Annotated in this window: 15 protein-coding genes and 1 rRNA gene; 10 read left to right on the top strand and 6 right to left on the bottom strand. The window is 36.3% G+C overall.

Going from position 1 to position 17156, the window contains the following annotated elements:
• Window positions 1-29: 29 nt before the first annotated feature.
• The 6 genes from WH188_RS10640 (at window position 30) to WH188_RS10615 (ending at window position 6953) form a co-directional block, all read left to right on the top strand.
• The gene (locus tag WH188_RS10640; RefSeq protein WP_132770020.1) at window positions 30-1040 is read left to right on the top strand and encodes an inorganic phosphate transporter; all 1011 of its coding nucleotides are present in this window, start codon (window positions 30-32) and stop codon (window positions 1038-1040) included.
• Between the two features lie 248 nt (window positions 1041-1288).
• Window positions 1289-2665, top strand: coding sequence for an OmpA family protein (locus WH188_RS10635; RefSeq protein ID WP_132770022.1), 1377 nt, complete (start codon window positions 1289-1291; stop codon window positions 2663-2665).
• A 178-nt stretch (window positions 2666-2843) separates the two neighbouring features.
• Window positions 2844-4250, top strand: coding sequence for a tetratricopeptide repeat protein (locus WH188_RS10630; RefSeq protein ID WP_339424106.1), 1407 nt, complete (start codon window positions 2844-2846; stop codon window positions 4248-4250).
• Window positions 4251-4994 (top strand): shikimate dehydrogenase family protein, encoded by a 744-nt coding sequence (locus tag WH188_RS10625; protein ID WP_132770023.1) that lies wholly within the window; start codon window positions 4251-4253, stop codon window positions 4992-4994. It begins immediately after the preceding gene.
• A gap of 82 nt (window positions 4995-5076) precedes the next feature.
• Window positions 5077-5718 carry an MBL fold metallo-hydrolase gene (locus WH188_RS10620; protein WP_132844408.1) on the top strand — a complete coding sequence of 214 codons (642 nt, stop codon included), beginning with the start codon at window positions 5077-5079 and terminating at the stop codon, window positions 5716-5718.
• 5 nt (window positions 5719-5723) lie between these two features.
• A complete protein-coding gene (locus WH188_RS10615) occupies window positions 5724-6953 on the top strand; it encodes an FtsX-like permease family protein (RefSeq protein WP_021190736.1) in 1230 nt (409 codons plus the stop codon).
• Window positions 6954-6961: 8 nt separating this feature from the next.
• On the opposite strand, the gene WH188_RS10610 is transcribed toward WH188_RS10615, so the two are convergent.
• Window positions 6962-7594: a hypothetical protein gene (locus tag WH188_RS10610; RefSeq protein ID WP_021190737.1), complete on the bottom strand. Its 633-nt coding sequence runs from the start codon at window positions 7592-7594 to the stop codon at window positions 6962-6964.
• A gap of 62 nt (window positions 7595-7656) precedes the next feature.
• Window positions 7657-7938 carry a NifU family protein gene (locus tag WH188_RS10605; RefSeq protein ID WP_021190738.1) on the bottom strand — a complete coding sequence of 94 codons (282 nt, stop codon included), beginning with the start codon at window positions 7936-7938 and terminating at the stop codon, window positions 7657-7659.
• Between the two features lie 229 nt (window positions 7939-8167).
• Here WH188_RS10605 and WH188_RS10600 point away from each other — a divergent pair, with 229 nt between their 5' ends.
• The 4 genes from WH188_RS10600 (at window position 8168) to WH188_RS10585 (ending at window position 11267) form a co-directional block, all read left to right on the top strand.
• Window positions 8168-9109, top strand: a complete 942-nt coding sequence (locus WH188_RS10600) for an outer membrane protein assembly factor BamD (protein WP_132770027.1) — start codon at window positions 8168-8170, stop codon at window positions 9107-9109.
• Window positions 9093-9422 carry a DNA-directed RNA polymerase subunit omega gene (locus WH188_RS10595; RefSeq protein ID WP_132770029.1) on the top strand — a complete coding sequence of 110 codons (330 nt, stop codon included), beginning with the start codon at window positions 9093-9095 and terminating at the stop codon, window positions 9420-9422. The genes WH188_RS10600 and WH188_RS10595 overlap by 17 nt, the downstream gene beginning before the upstream one ends.
• Before the next feature lie 20 nt (window positions 9423-9442).
• The gene (gene coaBC / locus WH188_RS10590) at window positions 9443-10654 is read left to right on the top strand and encodes a bifunctional phosphopantothenoylcysteine decarboxylase/phosphopantothenate--cysteine ligase CoaBC (RefSeq protein ID WP_132770031.1); all 1212 of its coding nucleotides are present in this window, start codon (window positions 9443-9445) and stop codon (window positions 10652-10654) included.
• A gap of 223 nt (window positions 10655-10877) precedes the next feature.
• Complete coding sequence (locus WH188_RS10585) at window positions 10878-11267, top strand: SRPBCC family protein (RefSeq protein ID WP_339423909.1); 390 nt, start codon at window positions 10878-10880, stop codon at window positions 11265-11267.
• Between the two features lie 37 nt (window positions 11268-11304).
• Here the strand turns inward: WH188_RS10585 and WH188_RS10580 are convergent, their stop codons facing one another.
• The 4 genes from WH188_RS10580 to rrf all read right to left on the bottom strand — a co-directional run bounded on the left by WH188_RS10580 (window position 11305) and on the right by rrf (window position 17087).
• Window positions 11305-12609 carry a TolC family protein gene (locus tag WH188_RS10580; protein WP_206368580.1) on the bottom strand — a complete coding sequence of 435 codons (1305 nt, stop codon included), beginning with the start codon at window positions 12607-12609 and terminating at the stop codon, window positions 11305-11307.
• Between the two features lies 1 nt (window position 12610).
• The gene (locus WH188_RS10575) at window positions 12611-15688 is read right to left on the bottom strand and encodes an efflux RND transporter permease subunit (protein WP_132770033.1); all 3078 of its coding nucleotides are present in this window, start codon (window positions 15686-15688) and stop codon (window positions 12611-12613) included.
• Between the two features lie 9 nt (window positions 15689-15697).
• Window positions 15698-16756 carry an efflux RND transporter periplasmic adaptor subunit gene (locus WH188_RS10570; protein ID WP_339423908.1) on the bottom strand — a complete coding sequence of 353 codons (1059 nt, stop codon included), beginning with the start codon at window positions 16754-16756 and terminating at the stop codon, window positions 15698-15700.
• A 219-nt stretch (window positions 16757-16975) separates the two neighbouring features.
• A 5S ribosomal RNA gene (rrf, locus tag WH188_RS10565) occupies window positions 16976-17087 on the bottom strand.
• Window positions 17088-17156: the final 69 nt, after the last annotated feature.

Raw genomic sequence — 17156 nt, 5'->3', positions numbered from 1 at the left:
CGAATTTAGCATATTAACACATTCATATTATGATGTCAACATTATTAATTGTTGTAATTATACTAGCGATTGCTTTTGACTACATTAATGGTTTTCATGATGCGGCCAACTCAATTGCTACAGTTGTTTCAACAAAAGTACTAACCCCCTTTATGGCAGTATTGTGGGCCGCGATTTTCAACTTCGCAGCTTACTTTTATTTTACCGACCATAAAGTGGCCAATACGGTTGCAAAAACTGTATTAGAAGAATATATTACATTAGAAGTTATTTTTGCTGGTTTATTAGCCGCAATAGGTTGGAACCTTTTCACTTGGTACTATGGTGTACCATCCAGCTCTTCTCACACGCTTATTGGAGGATTTGCAGGTTCAGGTATGGCTTATGCTTTCATTGTAGGTGGAGATCCAATCCATGCGATTAACATTGATGCAACATTAAAAATCATTGCCTTTATTGTCCTCGCCCCCATTATCGGGATGATCATATCCATTATCATTACACTTGTCATTATTAATATTGCCAAAAACTCAAGACCTGCAGTGGCAGAGAAATGGTTTAAAGTATTGCAACTCGTTTCTTCTGCGGCATTAAGTTTTGCTCATGGTGGTAATGATGCGCAAAAAGTAATGGGTATTATCTTAGTTGCAATGGTTGCAGGAGGTTATTTACCCAACACAGAGCACATGCCCGAGTGGATTCCATTAACCTGTTACCTAGCAATTTCATTGGGAACAATGAGTGGTGGTTGGAAAATTGTAAAAACAATGGGTACTAAAATTACAAAAGTGACTCCTTTGGAAGGTGTAGCAGCAGAGACTGCAGGTGCCTTGACTTTAGGACTTACTGAACACTTCGGTATTCCAGCTTCTACTACACATACCATCACCGGTTCAATTATCGGGGTAGGTATTGTTAAAAGAGTTTCGGCAGTAAGATGGGGAGTTACTATTAGTTTATTATGGGCCTGGGTATTAACTATTCCTGTCTCCGCATTGCTTGGGGCGATCACATTGTTTATTATACACTACATATTGTAATAATTTAAAGTATTTTCTCAAAAAAATATAAAGTAAAACAAAAATTTGGTACATTCGTCCGGATTTTTGTTTTACTGCTTTGCAATAAAAGCGGGAAAAATGAGTTTTTATTATAGTAAGAATTAAAACAATTGATCCTTTTTTAATTTCGGCACGGTGTTTGATTATTTCAAACCGTGATTGCACTTTAAACAATTGCATACAAAACAAGAACAATTAAAATTTAATAATAACCTTAAAACAAGAGTATGAACTATTCTACAATTAAAAAAACAGCTGTTGCTGCTTCCTTAGTTGCCGCTTTAGGCTTCGCTGATGTAGCACAAGCTCAAACTGTATTTGGTGGAAGATCACAATACAGAACTTGGTCAATCGGTGTTCAAGGTGGTATCACTACACCTAACGCTTTGGTCGGTGGATCTAACAACTTCGGTCAGAAAGTTGGTTACTTCCAAAATAAAGTAGGTGAGTACTACGGATTAACAGTTCGTAAACAATTTTCTCACTTATTCGGTTTAGAATTAGAAGGTAACCGTGGTAAAGTTAAAACTTTCAACAAAAACAATGCAGTTGAAAGTACAAAATGGCTTTCTGGTGGTGCTAAATCTGCTGAAACTGAAGTAAACTGGGCTGCTAGCTTAAATGGTGTATTCCAATTAGGTACTATCGATTTCTTGAGAAGAGAAAATTCAGTAAACTTTTACGCTAAAGTTGGTTTAGGTGTTATGGCTAGTAATCCTGTTCAATTTGCGAACAATGACTTTACTGGTGCAGAATATTCAAACAAAGGTAAATGGGGTGAAGAAATTTTCGGAGACCGTGAAAAAGTTGGAGATAGAGATTTCAAATTGTCTGCTTACGTTCCGGTAGGTGTTGGTGCTAAATTCAAATTATCTGAAGTTGTTGCTTTAAACTTAGGTTACACAATGAACTTCACTGATGACAACTTATTGTTTGGCCCAGGACGTTCAGATGTTAAAGGTAAATTCTCTAACGTATACGGTGGTTTAGAATTCACTTTAGGTTCAAGAGACAAACAAAACTTGACTTTTGCTAACCCAGTTGCTACAATGTATGATGAATTGAAAGATCCTTCATTACGTAACGAAGTTGAAGCTTTAAAACAACGCGTATCTACTTTAGAAGGTACAGTTAATGCTTTAAATACTGATTCTGATGGTGACGGTGTTTCTGATAAATTCGATAAAGAGCCTAACTCTCCTGCAGGTGCAGTAGTTGATGGATCTGGTCGTCAAATCAAATTCCCTGAGCCAGTTGCAAATGAATTCACTTCATCAAACGGTTACGTTGCTCCTATTCAATTTGAATTTGATAGCTCTGTATTGAAAACTCAATCTTACGCTACATTAGACAAAGTTGCTAAAGAAGTTCGTGATAACAACTCTTCTGTTACTTTAGATGGTTATGCATCTGCTGAAGGTTCTGAAGCTTACAACGTTTCTTTATCTAAAGACCGTGCTAACGCAGTAAAACAATACTTAGTTAACGCTGGTGTTGCTTCTTCTAAAATCACAGCTAACGGTTACGGTGAGGCTAATCCAGTAGCATCTAATGCAACTGAAGAAGGTCGTGTTCAAAACCGTCGTGTTGAGATCAAAAAATAATTATAGCTAACATATAATTTAGAAAGCCGATTCTTGCGAATCGGCTTTTTTATTTTGCATACTTTAATCCGTATCTTTGTAAAGTGAAATTAATTTTGTTAGTAAATTAATTAGACATAGTTATTAAAAATCACTATTTTCAACTAAGTTGGGTTTATTGATAGATTAAATAAGGATGATGCAAGAGGAATTTGATTTTGAATCCCCTGAGGAAAGAAAAATCTCGGTGGATCGGTACGAAGAAATGATTAGGAACGAAGACCAATATTTCTTTGATTCCAAAGCATTTGAAGGGATTATAGACTATTACATTGAAAAAAATGATCCTATAAAAGCATTACAGGTTGCCGATTATGCAATTAATCAGCACCCTTTTGATATTACATTTTTACTCAAACAGGCACAACTCTATTCTTCAACACAGCAATTTGATAAAGCGTTGCATGCACTGGCAAAAGCGGAATTGTTAGAACCCTCTGAAGGAGATATTTTTTTTATCCGAGGCGGAGTCTATGGTTCTAGAGGGCAATTTAACGAAGCTAAGGAACAATTATTCCAAGCATTGAGCCTCTCTGACAATAAAGATGAAATCTATTTCCACATTAGCGTAGTTTATCAGGGAGAAGGTGATTTTGAAAAAGCGATTTACTATTTAAAGAAAACGCTAGAACTCAATATGGAAAATCAGGAAGCACTTTATGAACTCGCTTACTGCTATGACATATTGGACAAACAAGAGGAGAGCGTAGAGTTTTATAAAAAATACATCGATTCAGAGCCTTACTCTTATTATGCCTGGTATAACCTAGGTAACGCATATCACAAGCTGACGCAATATCCGGAAGCTATTGATGCTTACGATTATGCTATTTTAATTAAAGAAAATTTTTCTTCAGCATACTTCAATAAAGGAAATGCTTTAGTAAACCTTGATCGTTATCAGGAGGCTCTAGAGGTCTATAAACAAACTTTTGAATATGAAAAACCTAGCGCCGACACCTATTGTGCTATAGGAGAATGCCTAGAAAAATTAGAGCAAATGGAAGAAGCTCGAGTTTTCTATAAAAAAGCAGTCAAAATGGACGGTGATTTAGCTGATGCCTGGTTTGGGATAGGCGTTACACTAGACTTTGAAGAAAGACACTTTGAATCACTCCATTTTTATAAAAAAGCACTTGAACTTGACGATGCTAATCCAGATTACTGGTTTGCAATCGCGGATGCTCGCTATAAATTAAAACAGATTGATCTTGCACAAGAAGCCTATGCTAAGGTTGTCGCATTAAACCCGTTAGATGTTGATGCCTGGTTAGATTATTCTTCGATCTTCTTTGAACAAGATAAAGTAGATGAGGCAATTGAAATTGTATCGGAGGCTATTACGAATAACCCAGAAGCTGCCGAATTATATTTTAGAATGGTAGCCTATTTATTTGCTAATGGCAAGTACAATGATGCTATAGTTTTTCTTGAATTAGGCTTGGCAACCGACCCTGAAAAACATTATATTCTTTTTGATTATCTTCCGCAATTGCAAGGAAATCATATTATTTCAGAAATCATAAAAAAATATACTCCTAAATAAATGAAGAAATTAGGACTCATCGGTTTTCCATTAGGACATTCATTTTCTAAAAAATACTATCTGGATAAATTTGATAAAGAAATTATTACAGATATTAACTATGATTTATATAGTATAGAAGACATTCGGGAATTTGAACGGATTTTTAACGATCAAAACTTTTATGGTGTTAATGTAACAATACCACATAAGATCAATGTGCTACCTTATCTTCAGGAGCTATCTCCTGAGGCCGAAGCAATTCAGGCGGTCAACTGTATTCAGATTAAACATACGCCGTCAGGACCTTACTTAAAAGGCTTCAATACGGATGTTTACGGCTTTAAAGAATCGCTGAAACCACTCCTGGAAGAGCAACATACAAAAGCATTGATTCTAGGCAATGGGGGTGCAGCGAAAGCTGTGGAGTATGCATTAAATGAACTTGGAATTACTTATAAATTTGTTAGCCGGAATAAAAGTGAAAATAATCTGATTTACAGCGAACTTGATGCCGACATCCTCAATGAACATTATATTATTATTAACTGTTCGCCTGTCGGAACTTTCCCTAATATGGAAGATGCGCCCAATATTCCCTATGAATATATTGGCAATAAGCATTTATTATACGATCTTGTTTATAATCCAGCAGAAACCGCATTTCTTAAAAAAGGGAAAAACAATGGTGCAAAAATTAAGAATGGACTGGAAATGCTAGAACTTCAGGCAGAAAAAAATTGGGAAATTTGGAATGAATTGTAATTATAATTATTCATTCACAGTGGCCTTATAGAAGATCAGTTGAATACCTTACATTCGAAATAAAACTTTATTTTTACAAATTATGTTGCAGATCAAGACTTTTACCTTTAACCCTTACCAAGAAAATACGTACGTCATTTATGATGAACAAAAAAACTGTGTCATCATTGATCCCGGCATGTATGGACCTGCTGATGAAAGAACGTTAACAGATTTCATTGAGCAAAATAGTTTAAATCCAAAGATCTTATTAAATACACATTGTCACATTGACCATGTGCTAGGTAATAGATTTATATTTGACACTTATGGTCTTTATCCCCAGTTTCATGAGGGAGAACTTCCGGTATTGATCGAGGTACAGAACTATGCTCCACAAATGGGTTTCAGGTATGATATCTCCCCGATTGGAGAAACATTTCTTACTGAAGAAAATGTGATAAAGATTGGTGATCATGAATTGAAAATTATATTTGCTCCTGGTCATTCCCCTGCTCATTTATGCTTTTATAGTGAGCCGCAAAAATTTCTGATTGGCGGCGATGTTTTATTTAAAAACAGCATTGGTAGAACAGATCTTCCAGGAGGTAACCATGATTTGTTATTAAAGAATATCAAGGAAAAAATATATATACTTCCCGATGAAGTTACTATTTATCCTGGGCATGGACCGACTACGACCATCGGTTTTGAAAAAGCGACCAATCCATTTATTAGAGGCTAATCACAATGAACTTACCATACCTTTTTGCTAAAAGATACTTATTTTCAAAAAAATCTGTTAATGCGATCAACATTATATCAGGTATTAGCATCGTTGGCGTTATGGTAAGCAGTGCGGCACTCATTATCTTACTTTCTTCATTTAACGGTATGGAAAACCTGATAATTTCCATGTACAGCCAATTTGTGCCAGAAATAAAGATAGAACCTGCCCAAGGAAAGCTGTTTGATGCAAATCAACCTCCTATCCTTGCGCTAAAGAAAGATTCCAATGTAATCGATTACACCGAAGTACTGCAGGAAAAGGTACTATTGGAATACGATAACCGCCAGTATATTGGTACTATTAAAGGTATTCAGGCAAATTCAATAGACCATAAAAGCAAAGACAGTTTATTAATAAGTGGAAGTTATACCTTGCAAACTGACAGTATTCCATCTGCCGTTATTGGAGCAGGTGTTCAAGCAAACTTGGGCGTATCTATTCACGGTGGCCTCCGTAATATTGATGTATATTCACCTAGAAAGGGAGCTAAAAATGCAGCAAATCCTGCCGATGAATTTAATATCAGATCTATACAGCCAAAAGGAATATTAAAAAGTCAACAAGATTTTGACAATTTAATTATCACCCCAATTTCCTTTGCACAAGAAGTGCTTGGAGAATATGATCGCGTTTCAGCAATTGAATTTTATATAAAAGACAAAGCAAATCTTCAACATTTCAAAAAGAAACTACAGACGGATCTTGGAGAAAAATATGTTGTAAAAAACAGGGAAGAACAAAATCCGACTCTTTATAAAAATGTTCGCGTTGAAAGATGGGCCGTATTTTTTATTTTGACATTGATCAGTATAATTGCCCTTTTCAATATTGTAGGATCATTAACCATGCTCGTACTAGATAAAAAAGAAGATATGAACATCTTAAAGAATCTCGGTGCTAACAGCTCGTTAATACAAAGAATATTTTTCTATGAAGGACTAATGATATCCTTAGTGGGTTGTGTAACGGGCTTGCTAATTGGTTACATCTTTTGTTATTTACAAATAAACTATGGTATCATAAAAGTGGAAGAGGGAGCTAATATGTTAATTGACAGCTACCCCATTGCAATCCGTTGGACAGACTTTGTCATCGTCTTCTTTACCATAACAAGTATAGCCGGATTAATTGCCTATTTTACTTCGAAAATAAGTGTACTGGAATTAAATAAATTAGAAGCGACAGAATAAAGGATAGTTTACTTCCCTTTTTTCCCTTTGGAAATTTGTTGAATTAAGCTGCCCCAAGCAAAAGGGTTTAATAGAGGATTCGCATACCGCTGATTAATAACTTTATTATTCATACTGCGATGATTATCATTTACATTATAATTATGCATCTCATCGGCAGTTCGAGGTACTCTAGCTGCCAAAGCATCTAAAGATTCCTTCGACAAATTTCGCTTCGCACGAATAATATTGTCTGAATCAACCTCCAGATTCATAAATGCAATGTTAAATTCCTCAATACTTGCCCAAGGATAAGGTGTCACCATCGGTAACTCCGTAATCAGATTTTTCATAACGATCGCAGTGGACAAACGATCACCCTGAATATTTGGAATAACATACCTTAAGGTCTCATAACCGACAGATGTAAAACGGAGCGTGTCTCCGACATGCGCTACAAAAGAGAAAAAGCCCTCGTTATTGGCCATATAGGCTTCATTGCGAAAGCTTTCATTCGTTATAGTTGTATAGCCCACAGGAAGACCAGAGCTAATCGTTTCTACAATACCACTAAACTGCAAGATTTTACGCTCTTGGGAATATGAAGCATACCCAGAGAGGATGAAAAATAGAACAAAAATAAAGTGGTAGTTGAATTTCATAGCACAAATCTAAGACATTAACAGTTACACTGCTGTTAAATTGTGTTAATTAAAGCGGTCAATTATAATGCCTTAGGTGTCGGCAAACTAGCATTAGGGTCATTCATGTCCGTAATATTAATCGCTTCCACAGCAGTAATTTCAGGCACAGCCTTTCTAATAGCTTGTTCAAGACCAGCCTTAAAAGTCATAATACTCATAGAGCATGAAGCACATGCTCCTAATAATTTCAAACGAACAACATTATCTGCAGTGATTTCTTCCACACTAACATCACCACCATCAGTTTCCAAATACGGTCTAATTGTATCCAATGCTTGTTCAACTCTTTCTTTTAATGTCATACTAAAAACAATTTGAATGTAAATATAATCAAAATTTACTAAAATGATAAGAAGACTATCCGATTGATACTGTTTTTAAACAAGCAAATGACAATAGTATTAACATTCCAGAATTTATGGTTAAAAAAAGTTAATATGATTAAATTCATTGTATAGCTTCCAATATTGCACTATATTGCAACATAAAAATTTAATTGATTAGTATTACAAATTCACTTATCTTTGTAAAATGTTTTTAAATAGGCGTATAGCGGCTTTATGTGCCGGAATTTTGTTATTGGTATCGTTCAGTAGCTGTAAGAGTAAGTTTGAGAAGTTGCGAGCAAGCAATAATATCGCTCAGAAGTACGAAGAAGCGGTAAAACTATACGAAAACAAAAAATATAGCAAGGCTTTAATATTGTTCGAAGATTTAAGAACTAAATTTAGAGGACAGGCCGAAGCAGAAAATTTATATTATTTCACAGCTTTTGCAAGCTACAGACTAAAGGATTATACCTCTGCACGTTATCATTTTAAAGATTTCGCAGATGTTTATCCCAATAGTCCTAGAGCCGAAGAATGTCGTTTTATGTCTGCATATTGTTATTATCTAGATTCTCCAAAGTCAAGTCTTGACCAAGAGAATACAAGGAAAGCAATCGATGCACTACAGTTATTTGTCAATTTGTATCCTGAATCTGAAAGGGCAAAAGAAGCTGGTGAATTAATTCAAAAGCTGCGTGATAAATTAGAGCTTAAAGCATTTTCAAATGCTAGGTTGCTCTATGACATGGGATTAAACGATGACTATAGAGCTGCTGTGATTGCATTGCAAAATGTATTGAAAGCCTATCCTGATACCAAGTATGCAGAAGAAATTGAGTACCTTACGGTAAAGTCTCAGTATAAACTTGCAACTCAGAGTAGTCCTGTCAAGCAAGCAGATCGCTTTTCTGAAGTTATTGACTATTATCGCTCTTTTGCAATGTCATTCCCGAATAGCAAATATATGAAGGAAGTTGAATCTCTTCGTGATAGCGCCGAGAAAAAAATGAAAACTGCGGCGACCTACATGGCAACTGTTAATAAAGCCATAGCCGAACAAGAAAAAGAAAGAAAAGCAGCAATAGCCGCTAAAGAAAATAAAGATAATAAAGATAATACCCAAAAAAATGAGTCAAAAAAATAACAGCACTGTAGCAACTTCAACTGTAACTCGTGATTTAAGACAATTAGACACCGTTACCGACAATATTTATGAGTCAATCGTAGTGATCAGCAAACGTGCTAATCAAATTTCTGTTGACATCAAAGAGGAGTTGAACAGCAAACTTGCAGAATTTGCTACTAACAATGATAACTTAGAAGAGGTATTCGAAAACCGTGAGCAAATTGAAATCTCAAAACACTATGAGCGTATGCCAAAAGCTACACTTATTGCGATTGATGAATTCTTACACGATAAGGTTTATTTCAGAAATCCCGCTAAAGAGCAAGAATAATTTGCTTTATCTCAGTTGATATGAGCTTAGCTAAAAAAAATATTGTGATTGCTGTATGCGGTAGTATTGCCGCATACAAAATTGCACATTTGACTAGACTGCTAGTTAAAGAAAAAGCGAATGTTCAGATCATTATGACAAAAGAAGCGGCTGAATTTATTACGCCACTCACGTTGTCAACCCTTTCAAATAACCCCGTTTTAATCGATTATTTCGATCCTAAAACAGGGGAATGGAATAATCATGTCCATATCGGATTACAAGCTGATCTGATACTGGTTGCACCAGCAACTGCCAATACTATTGGAAAACTCGCAAATGGAATCTGTGATAGCTTGTTAACTGCGGTCTACCTATCTGCAAAATGTCCTGTGTTTATAGCTCCTGCGATGGATCTAGACATGTGGAAACATCCCTCGACTCAAAACAATATCCGCTTACTCCAATCCTATGGAAACAGAATAATTCATCCAGGTAATGGAGAACTAGCTAGCGGCTTAATTGGAGAAGGAAGACTTGCAGAACCTGAAGAAATTTTAGATTTTATTACGCAAAGCTTTTCTCCTCAACTCCCTTTAAGCGGAAGGAATGCATTAGTCACTGCTGGACCTACATATGAAGCGATAGACCCTGTACGATTTATTGGGAATCATTCTAGTGGAAAAATGGGCTATGCTTTAGCAAAACAGCTTGTAGCTCTTGGTGCTAAGGTAACCTTAATCAGTGGACCTACCGCTTTAGACGCCCCGCAAAACGTAGATCGTATTCAAGTTACTTCTGCACATGAAATGCTTGAAGCTGTCGTACAACATTTTTCACAATCAGACATTATTGTTATGAGTGCTGCTGTTGCGGATTATACTCCGATCGAAGTTGCTTCGCAGAAAATAAAAAAGAAAGAAGATCAATTCTCCATTGCACTCAAGAAAACGACAGATATTCTAGCATCTATCGGAACTAAGAAAACAGAAAAACAGCTCTTAATCGGCTTTGCTTTAGAAACAAATAACGAAGTTGAGCATGCAAAAGATAAATTAATACGTAAAAACCTGGATTTCATTGTCTTAAATTCAATGCAGGATAAAGGAGCAGGTTTTGCAACAGATACCAATAAAGTAACTGTAATTGACCGTTTTCAGCATATTCAAGAATTTACATTAAAATCAAAAGAAGATGTTGCAAAAGATATTTGTCAACTGATCGTACAACACCCTATTTTAACTCAAAAATAGTACTATTAACTATAGCTTCTCCTCAAAAGCCGAACAAGATACTATTCCATCATAATTAAAACTGATCAGATATTGCACGAGCTCTTACCAAGCTGTTCCCTGTTAGATCACCCCATCATAAAACAAATAACAGTTTTCTAAATATTTTCCAAGAGCCTTTTTCATTCAAGAAAAGATTAAAATAGATGAAGGCACTCTTTCATAATTAACGTATTTTTGTGCTATGAAAGATTTCAAAAAATATTATATAATACCTGCAGAGCCAGAAGAAATATACCTAGCACTGAAGACGGACATTACCATACGTCTTTGGACAGGTGATTTAGTAGAAATCGATCCTGTTATCGGTGGTGAGTTCTCGATGTGGGATGGTGCTATCACAGGAAAATTTATCGATTTGGTTCCCAATAAAACGATTGTTCAGCAATGGTATTTTGGAGAAGAAGAGGCTGATTCCATTGTTACCATCAAACTACATGAACACAAAAAAGGAACTTCAGTCGAGATAAACCACGTCAATATACCTGATGAAGCTTATGATGATATTGTTGATGGATGGGATGATCCATACATGAGCTCTTTATTAGACTTCTATACAGAAGATGGACGTTAAGAGCCCTTTTAAGGCTCTTAGCTTATTTATAAAAGAGTTAGAGGTCCAAGTTACCGACTAATTCTTTTAAACCTATCTCAGACAGCTTAGCCTGATAGCTAGCCTCTTTAAGCCTACTCATAGCATTTACATAGTTTTCTTGAGCATCTCTAAATTCAACTGCACTTATCGTACCTATCTTATACTTGTCTAAAGTTATATTTAAATTTTGCTTTGCGATTTTTTCATTTCGCTCTTCCAGTTTAGCTAAGCTGATATTTGTCACATAGCTTTGATATGCTTTCAAAATAGTGGCATTAATGAGTTCTTTGGATCTCTCAATTTGAATCGAGGCTTTTTCCACCATTTGTTTAGCCACTCGCTCACTCCTCCGTTGATTAAAACCATCAAAAATATTCATCGATGCCGTTACACCATAAGTCAAACCTCTTGCATTAGATTGAGAAACAAATCCCAAACTAGATTCTGATGACGAAAAGTTATAGCCAGAATTAAGACGAACAACAGGTAAGCGTTTCGAGCGGACATCCTTTTGCTCCAGCTCGGCCAAACGTTTATCCAATTTGATTAATTGGAGCTCGATGTTTTGATTAGTAGCCTGTTCTAGTAAAGCATTAATTTCCAAATTCTCATTGAATTGAAACTCATATTGAACCTCAAAATCTATCGTTAAATCCCGAGCCATCAATCTATTTAACTCCGTTTTCAAATTGGCAATTGTTTCCAATTTTTTTAATCGCAAGGATTGGTCCGCATTTAAGTTCACCTGTACATTGAGAACTTCCAATTTAGAAGCTTTTCCAATTTGAAAACGATTTTCTGCCGTTTTTAAACGATCAGTGGAAATAACTATTGAAGAATCTATGGTGTGCAAAAGATTCTCTTCCAGAACAATTGTATAATACATATTCAGCACATCGCCAACAGTCGTTAAAATGATCGATTTCAACTCGAGGTCACCCCTTGCTTTCAGTTGATTCAATTTCTCGTACCTCGCAAACATACCAAAGCCATCAAAAATGGTCCAGCCTAAACTAACACCATAATTCATGCTGTTATTTTTTGCGTTTTCCAACTCTCTCACCTCACCTGTACTTTGTGTTTGCTTGGAATTTTGATTACTGTTGCTCTGGCTAAAATTTGCAGTAAGATTTGGTAAGATTCCAGCATTCCCATATGTTGCATTTTCCTTAGCGATGATCACATCCTTCTTTGTCAACAATACATCAAAGTTATTTTCCATAGCTATAGCAACTGCATCGTGAGCAGTAAGTACATTTTGTGAGAAAGCACTGCCTACAGGAATAAAAAGCAAGGCTAGTAGATAAAAAATCTTATTCATATTAATCTTCAATATTCGTCAGTTCAGGATTGTGTTTCTTTATTCTAGACCACATTAAATAGATTGCAGGAATCACAAATAAAGTCAATACGAGTGAAAACATAGTTCCTCCTACGATAACAACGCCCATTCCTATACGACTTGTAGAGGCTGCTCCCAATGACAAGGCAATCGGCAATGCTCCAAGCGCGATTGCTAAAGACGTCATTAAAATCGGGCGTAATCGTCCAGCAGAAGCCTCAACAATTGCATCATATTTAGATTTCCCCTCTTCTCTTAACTGATTGGCAAATTCTACAATTAGAATACCATTTTTCGTTACCAGTCCAATCAACATAATCGTTCCAATCTGACTAAATATATTCCAAGACTGACCAAATAACCAAAGTGAAAATAATGCTCCTGCAACGGCTAGTGGTACTGTAATAATAATGACGAAAGGGTCAATAAAACTTTCGAATTGCGCTGCTAAAATCAAATAAATTAAAAGTAAAGCCAAACCAAAGGCAAACATTGTATTGGATCCACTCTCTTTAAAATCTCTCGACTCACCACCTAAATCTGTCGTAAAAGTCTCATCCAGTACCTTGGCTTTAATCCGGTCCATTGCTTCTATTCCTTCTCCTAAACTCTTTCCTGGGGCTAAACCAGCAGAAACAGTAGCAGACATGTAGCGATTATTATGATATAGCTGAGGAGGGCTGCTCCGTTCCTCAATCTTTACAATATTATCCAGCTGAATCAATTGTCCATCCTTGTTCTTAACAAAGATCGAGGCAAGGTCGAGTGGCGTACTCGTATCTTTTTTATCAAACTGACCAATAACTTGGTACTGACGCCCATTCATCATAAAATACCCAAATCGCTGTCCAGAAAGAGACATTTGTAATGTTTGAGCAACATCTAATATAGAAACACCTAAACTTAGGGCCTTTTCACGGTCAATATTGACATAAAGCTCAGGTTTATTGAATTTCAAATTAACATCAGAGATTGAAAAAGTTGGATCATCATTCACCGCGTCCATAAATTCAGGTATTTTCTCTTCCAACTTCTGAAAATTAGGAGCCTGTATAATATATTGAACAGGTAGCCCTCCTCTTCTATTCACAGAGATAGTCGGTTGTTCCATAACTGAAACCTTAGCTTCAGAAGAAGATCGCGTTAAACGGGACAAATCACGTGCTATTTCCGCCTGCGTACGCTCTCGGTCCTCCTGCTGTACAAGACCAAGACGAATCATACCACTATTAGCCGCGGCTGACCCAAATCCGGGAGAAGTAATCACCAAACTGACATCTTTTTCAGGAACTGAATCATTGACAAGAGTTGTTAATTCAGTCATAAAACGATCCATATAATCATAAGATACACCCTCAGGAGCAGTGACTCGCACTGTCAGATAGCTTCTATCGTCATAGGGAGCCGTTTCCTTTGGTAATAAGCTAAAGAAAAGATAAATAAGACCAAAACAAGCTAAAACAATTGGATAACTGATCCATTTCTTTTTCAAAAATTTTATCAGAGAACTTGCATATCCATCTGTTAGCGCCACAAAATAAGGTTCTGTCCGATCATAAAATTTAGTTTTCTTCTGTTCTCCGCCCTTCATTAAATAAGCATTCAACATCGGAGTTAATGTTAAGGAAACAAATGCTGAGATAAGTACAGCAGCTCCAATAACGATTCCGAACTCCCTAAAAAGCCGACCTACGAATCCCTCTAAAAACACGACTGGTAAGAATACAGCGGCAAGTGTAATAGAAATCGATATAACAGCAAAGAAAATTTCATTAGAACCTTTAATAGCCGCCTGAATAGGAGACATACCTTCTTCCACTTTCTTAAATATATTCTCTGTGACGACGATACCATCATCAACAACAAGTCCTGTAGCAAGAACGATCGCTAATAACGTTAACACATTAATCGAGAAACCACAGAGATACATCACAAAAAATGTAGCAATTAATGAAACAGGTATATCAATTAAAGGTCGAAATGCAATCGACCAATCCCGAAAGAATAAGAAAATGATGAGGACCACCAGTACAACAGAAATCAATAATGTTTCCGCGACTTCTAGAACAGCACGCTTAACAAAAAGCGTATTATCAAGCGCTATTTTCATGACAATATCATCAGGGAGGTCCTTTTTCAACTGATCAAATTCCTTGTAGAAACTTTTTGCAATTTCCAGATAATTCGTACCGGGCTGTGGGATCACAGCCATACTCAACATGGGTAATCCTGAGTCAGACATTTTAGTTTCGAAATTTTCAGCCTCTAGCGCAGCTTTCCCAACATCACTCAGACGGATAATACTATTTCCTGTCGATTTAATAATAATATTATTAAACTCCTCTTCCGAAGCCAAGTTACCGATGGTCTTTACTGTCAGCTCCGTGTTAGAACCCGTTAATTTACCAGAAGGTAATTCAACATTCTGTAGGTTTAAAGCAGATCGCACATCCAGAACAGTAACACCATAAGAATTCAATTTGACTGGATCTAGCCAAAGTCGCATAGCATATTTCTTCTGCCCCCAGATTTGTACCGAACTAACCCCTGGAATTGTTTGAAGACGCTGTGAAATCGTATTTTCAGCATAATCAGACAATTCCAAAATATTCTTTTCAGAACTTTGCACTGTCATGGTAATAATAGGTTCAGAGTCTGCATCAGCTTTTGATACCACAGGTGCTGCATCAATATCCTGAGGTAGACTTCGAACAGCCTGTGACACCTTATCGCGCACATCATTTGCCGCTTCCTCTAGGTTTTTACCTAGATTAAATTCCACCGTTATATTACTAGTACCTTGATTACTCGATGAGGAAATATTTCGGATCCCATCGATGGAATTAATAGCCTTCTCCAAAGGTTCCGTAATCTGAGACTCGATAATATCGGCATTAGCACCAGCGTAACTTGTCCTAACCGATATTTGAGCCGGGTCAATAGAAGGGAATTCTCGTACACCCAAGTAGGAATAACCAATGATACCAAATAAGATCAACATCAAATTCAGTACAATAGTTAATACTGGGCGTTTAATACTTGTTGTAGATAAACTCATATAACACGATTAACGTAATTTAACCTTCACTTTAACATCATTCTTCAGCGACATTACTCCTGTAGTCAAAACAGTATCACCGTTCATTAAACCAGACAATACATTCACCTTATCCTTAGTTCTTCCTCCTGTTTCTACAATCACCTCTCTTGCTTTCCCCTCTTTTACAACAAATACTTTCTTTCCATTCTGTATAGGAATTAGTGCTTCGGAAGGAACCATTAAAGCATCATCAATGCTCTCCAGTGGTAAGATCACATTCACAAAGACACCAGGAACAAATTTATTATTTGAATTATCAGCACGAGCTTTTATTAGTAAAGTTCGAGTTGTCAAATCAACAGCAGGATCAATAGCAAAAATTTCTGCTGCAAAAACCTCCTTAGATTCAGGAATTGTAAATGAAATCTTTTTACCCACCGACACTCTGCTTACATACTTTTCTGGGATCGCAAATGATAATTTAACACGATCTGACTTTACAAGTTTCGCAATAGGGGTAGTAGGAGTGATATATGCGCCTTTAGATACAGATCGCAAACCAATTATTCCAGAAAATGGTGCCCGTATGTATGTTTTAGATAATTGTGCTTCGATATATGCGATTTGCGATTTCGCCGTTCTATAATCAGCACTTGCAATATCATACTCCTCTTGACTAATCGCCTCTTTCTCCAGTAGCAGTTTTGCTCTTCGTTCATTTTCCGAAGTCAATTGCGTTCTTGTTTTAGCTTGCTCTAATTGTGCTAATAAATCTGAGGCAACGATTTTCACAAGTATAGCACCTTTGTTTACGCGACTTCCTTCAGAAAAATTTAATTGATCTATTAATCCAGAAACCTCAGAACGAATTTCCACTTGTTCATCTGGTTCAATGGTACCTGTCAGATTAAGGTTATCAGCGAACGATTCAGCAAAAATAACAGCACCATATACAGACATGGTAGCCGCTTTTCCTTTTCCGGCTGTCGGAACTTCATTCTTCTCTTTATTTGTCGTTATTCTTTGCCAGATCAAGTATCCAAATACAAGAATTAGTAGCGCAATGACAATATATTTAATTTTCATAATCCAGTATAGCATATAGAAATGCGTAAAATACATTTCAATATTCAAGTTTATAAAAATTTAACGACTAAATAAGTAGAACTTCGTAATATTGTTATGATAATAACAGAATAAATAATACCATTATAAATTCCAATTGTACAATTACAGATCTATAAAAAAGCATTATACAGCAAAAAGCCTCTAGAATATAATTCTAGAGGCTTTTTGCTGTATAAAAAAAGGCATCGACCTACTCTCCCACCTGTTACGGCAATACCATCGGCTCTGGCGGGCTTGACTTCTCTGTTCGGAATGGGAAGAGGTAGACACCGCCGATATAGACACCTAAAATATTTTGAATCAACAATGTTGATGTAAACAAATCAGATTAAAGCAAAATAGCCTTGTTAAAAGGCTA

Source organism: Sphingobacterium sp. MYb388 (assembly GCF_037479535.1).
Lineage (GTDB): Bacteria > Bacteroidota > Bacteroidia > Sphingobacteriales > Sphingobacteriaceae > Sphingobacterium > Sphingobacterium anhuiense.
Note: the sequence above shows the minus strand (reverse complement) of the source record. Positions and strands in the feature narration are given on the sequence as shown.

Excerpts from the sequence above, each read along its gene's own strand:
- WH188_RS10570 (WP_339423908.1), bottom strand. The coding sequence starts at position 16,756 with ATGAAAATTAAATATATTGTCATTGCGCTACTAATTCTTGTATTTGGA.
- WH188_RS10635 (WP_132770022.1), top strand. The coding sequence starts at position 1,289 with ATGAACTATTCTACAATTAAAAAAACAGCTGTTGCTGCTTCCTTAGTT.
- WH188_RS10630 (WP_339424106.1), top strand. The coding sequence starts at position 2,844 with ATGCAAGAGGAATTTGATTTTGAATCCCCTGAGGAAAGAAAAATCTCG.
- WH188_RS10615 (WP_021190736.1), top strand. The coding sequence starts at position 5,724 with ATGAACTTACCATACCTTTTTGCTAAAAGATACTTATTTTCAAAAAAA.
- WH188_RS10620 (WP_132844408.1), top strand. The coding sequence starts at position 5,077 with ATGTTGCAGATCAAGACTTTTACCTTTAACCCTTACCAAGAAAATACG.
- coaBC (WP_132770031.1), top strand. The coding sequence starts at position 9,443 with ATGAGCTTAGCTAAAAAAAATATTGTGATTGCTGTATGCGGTAGTATT.
- WH188_RS10585 (WP_339423909.1), top strand. The coding sequence starts at position 10,878 with ATGAAAGATTTCAAAAAATATTATATAATACCTGCAGAGCCAGAAGAA.
- WH188_RS10640 (WP_132770020.1), top strand. The coding sequence starts at position 30 with ATGATGTCAACATTATTAATTGTTGTAATTATACTAGCGATTGCTTTT.
- WH188_RS10580 (WP_206368580.1), bottom strand. The coding sequence starts at position 12,609 with ATGAATAAGATTTTTTATCTACTAGCCTTGCTTTTTATTCCTGTAGGC.
- WH188_RS10605 (WP_021190738.1), bottom strand. The coding sequence starts at position 7,938 with ATGACATTAAAAGAAAGAGTTGAACAAGCATTGGATACAATTAGACCG.
- WH188_RS10575 (WP_132770033.1), bottom strand. The coding sequence starts at position 15,688 with ATGAGTTTATCTACAACAAGTATTAAACGCCCAGTATTAACTATTGTA.
- WH188_RS10600 (WP_132770027.1), top strand. The coding sequence starts at position 8,168 with ATGTTTTTAAATAGGCGTATAGCGGCTTTATGTGCCGGAATTTTGTTA.
- WH188_RS10595 (WP_132770029.1), top strand. The coding sequence starts at position 9,093 with ATGAGTCAAAAAAATAACAGCACTGTAGCAACTTCAACTGTAACTCGT.
- WH188_RS10625 (WP_132770023.1), top strand. The coding sequence starts at position 4,251 with ATGAAGAAATTAGGACTCATCGGTTTTCCATTAGGACATTCATTTTCT.
- WH188_RS10610 (WP_021190737.1), bottom strand. The coding sequence starts at position 7,594 with ATGAAATTCAACTACCACTTTATTTTTGTTCTATTTTTCATCCTCTCT.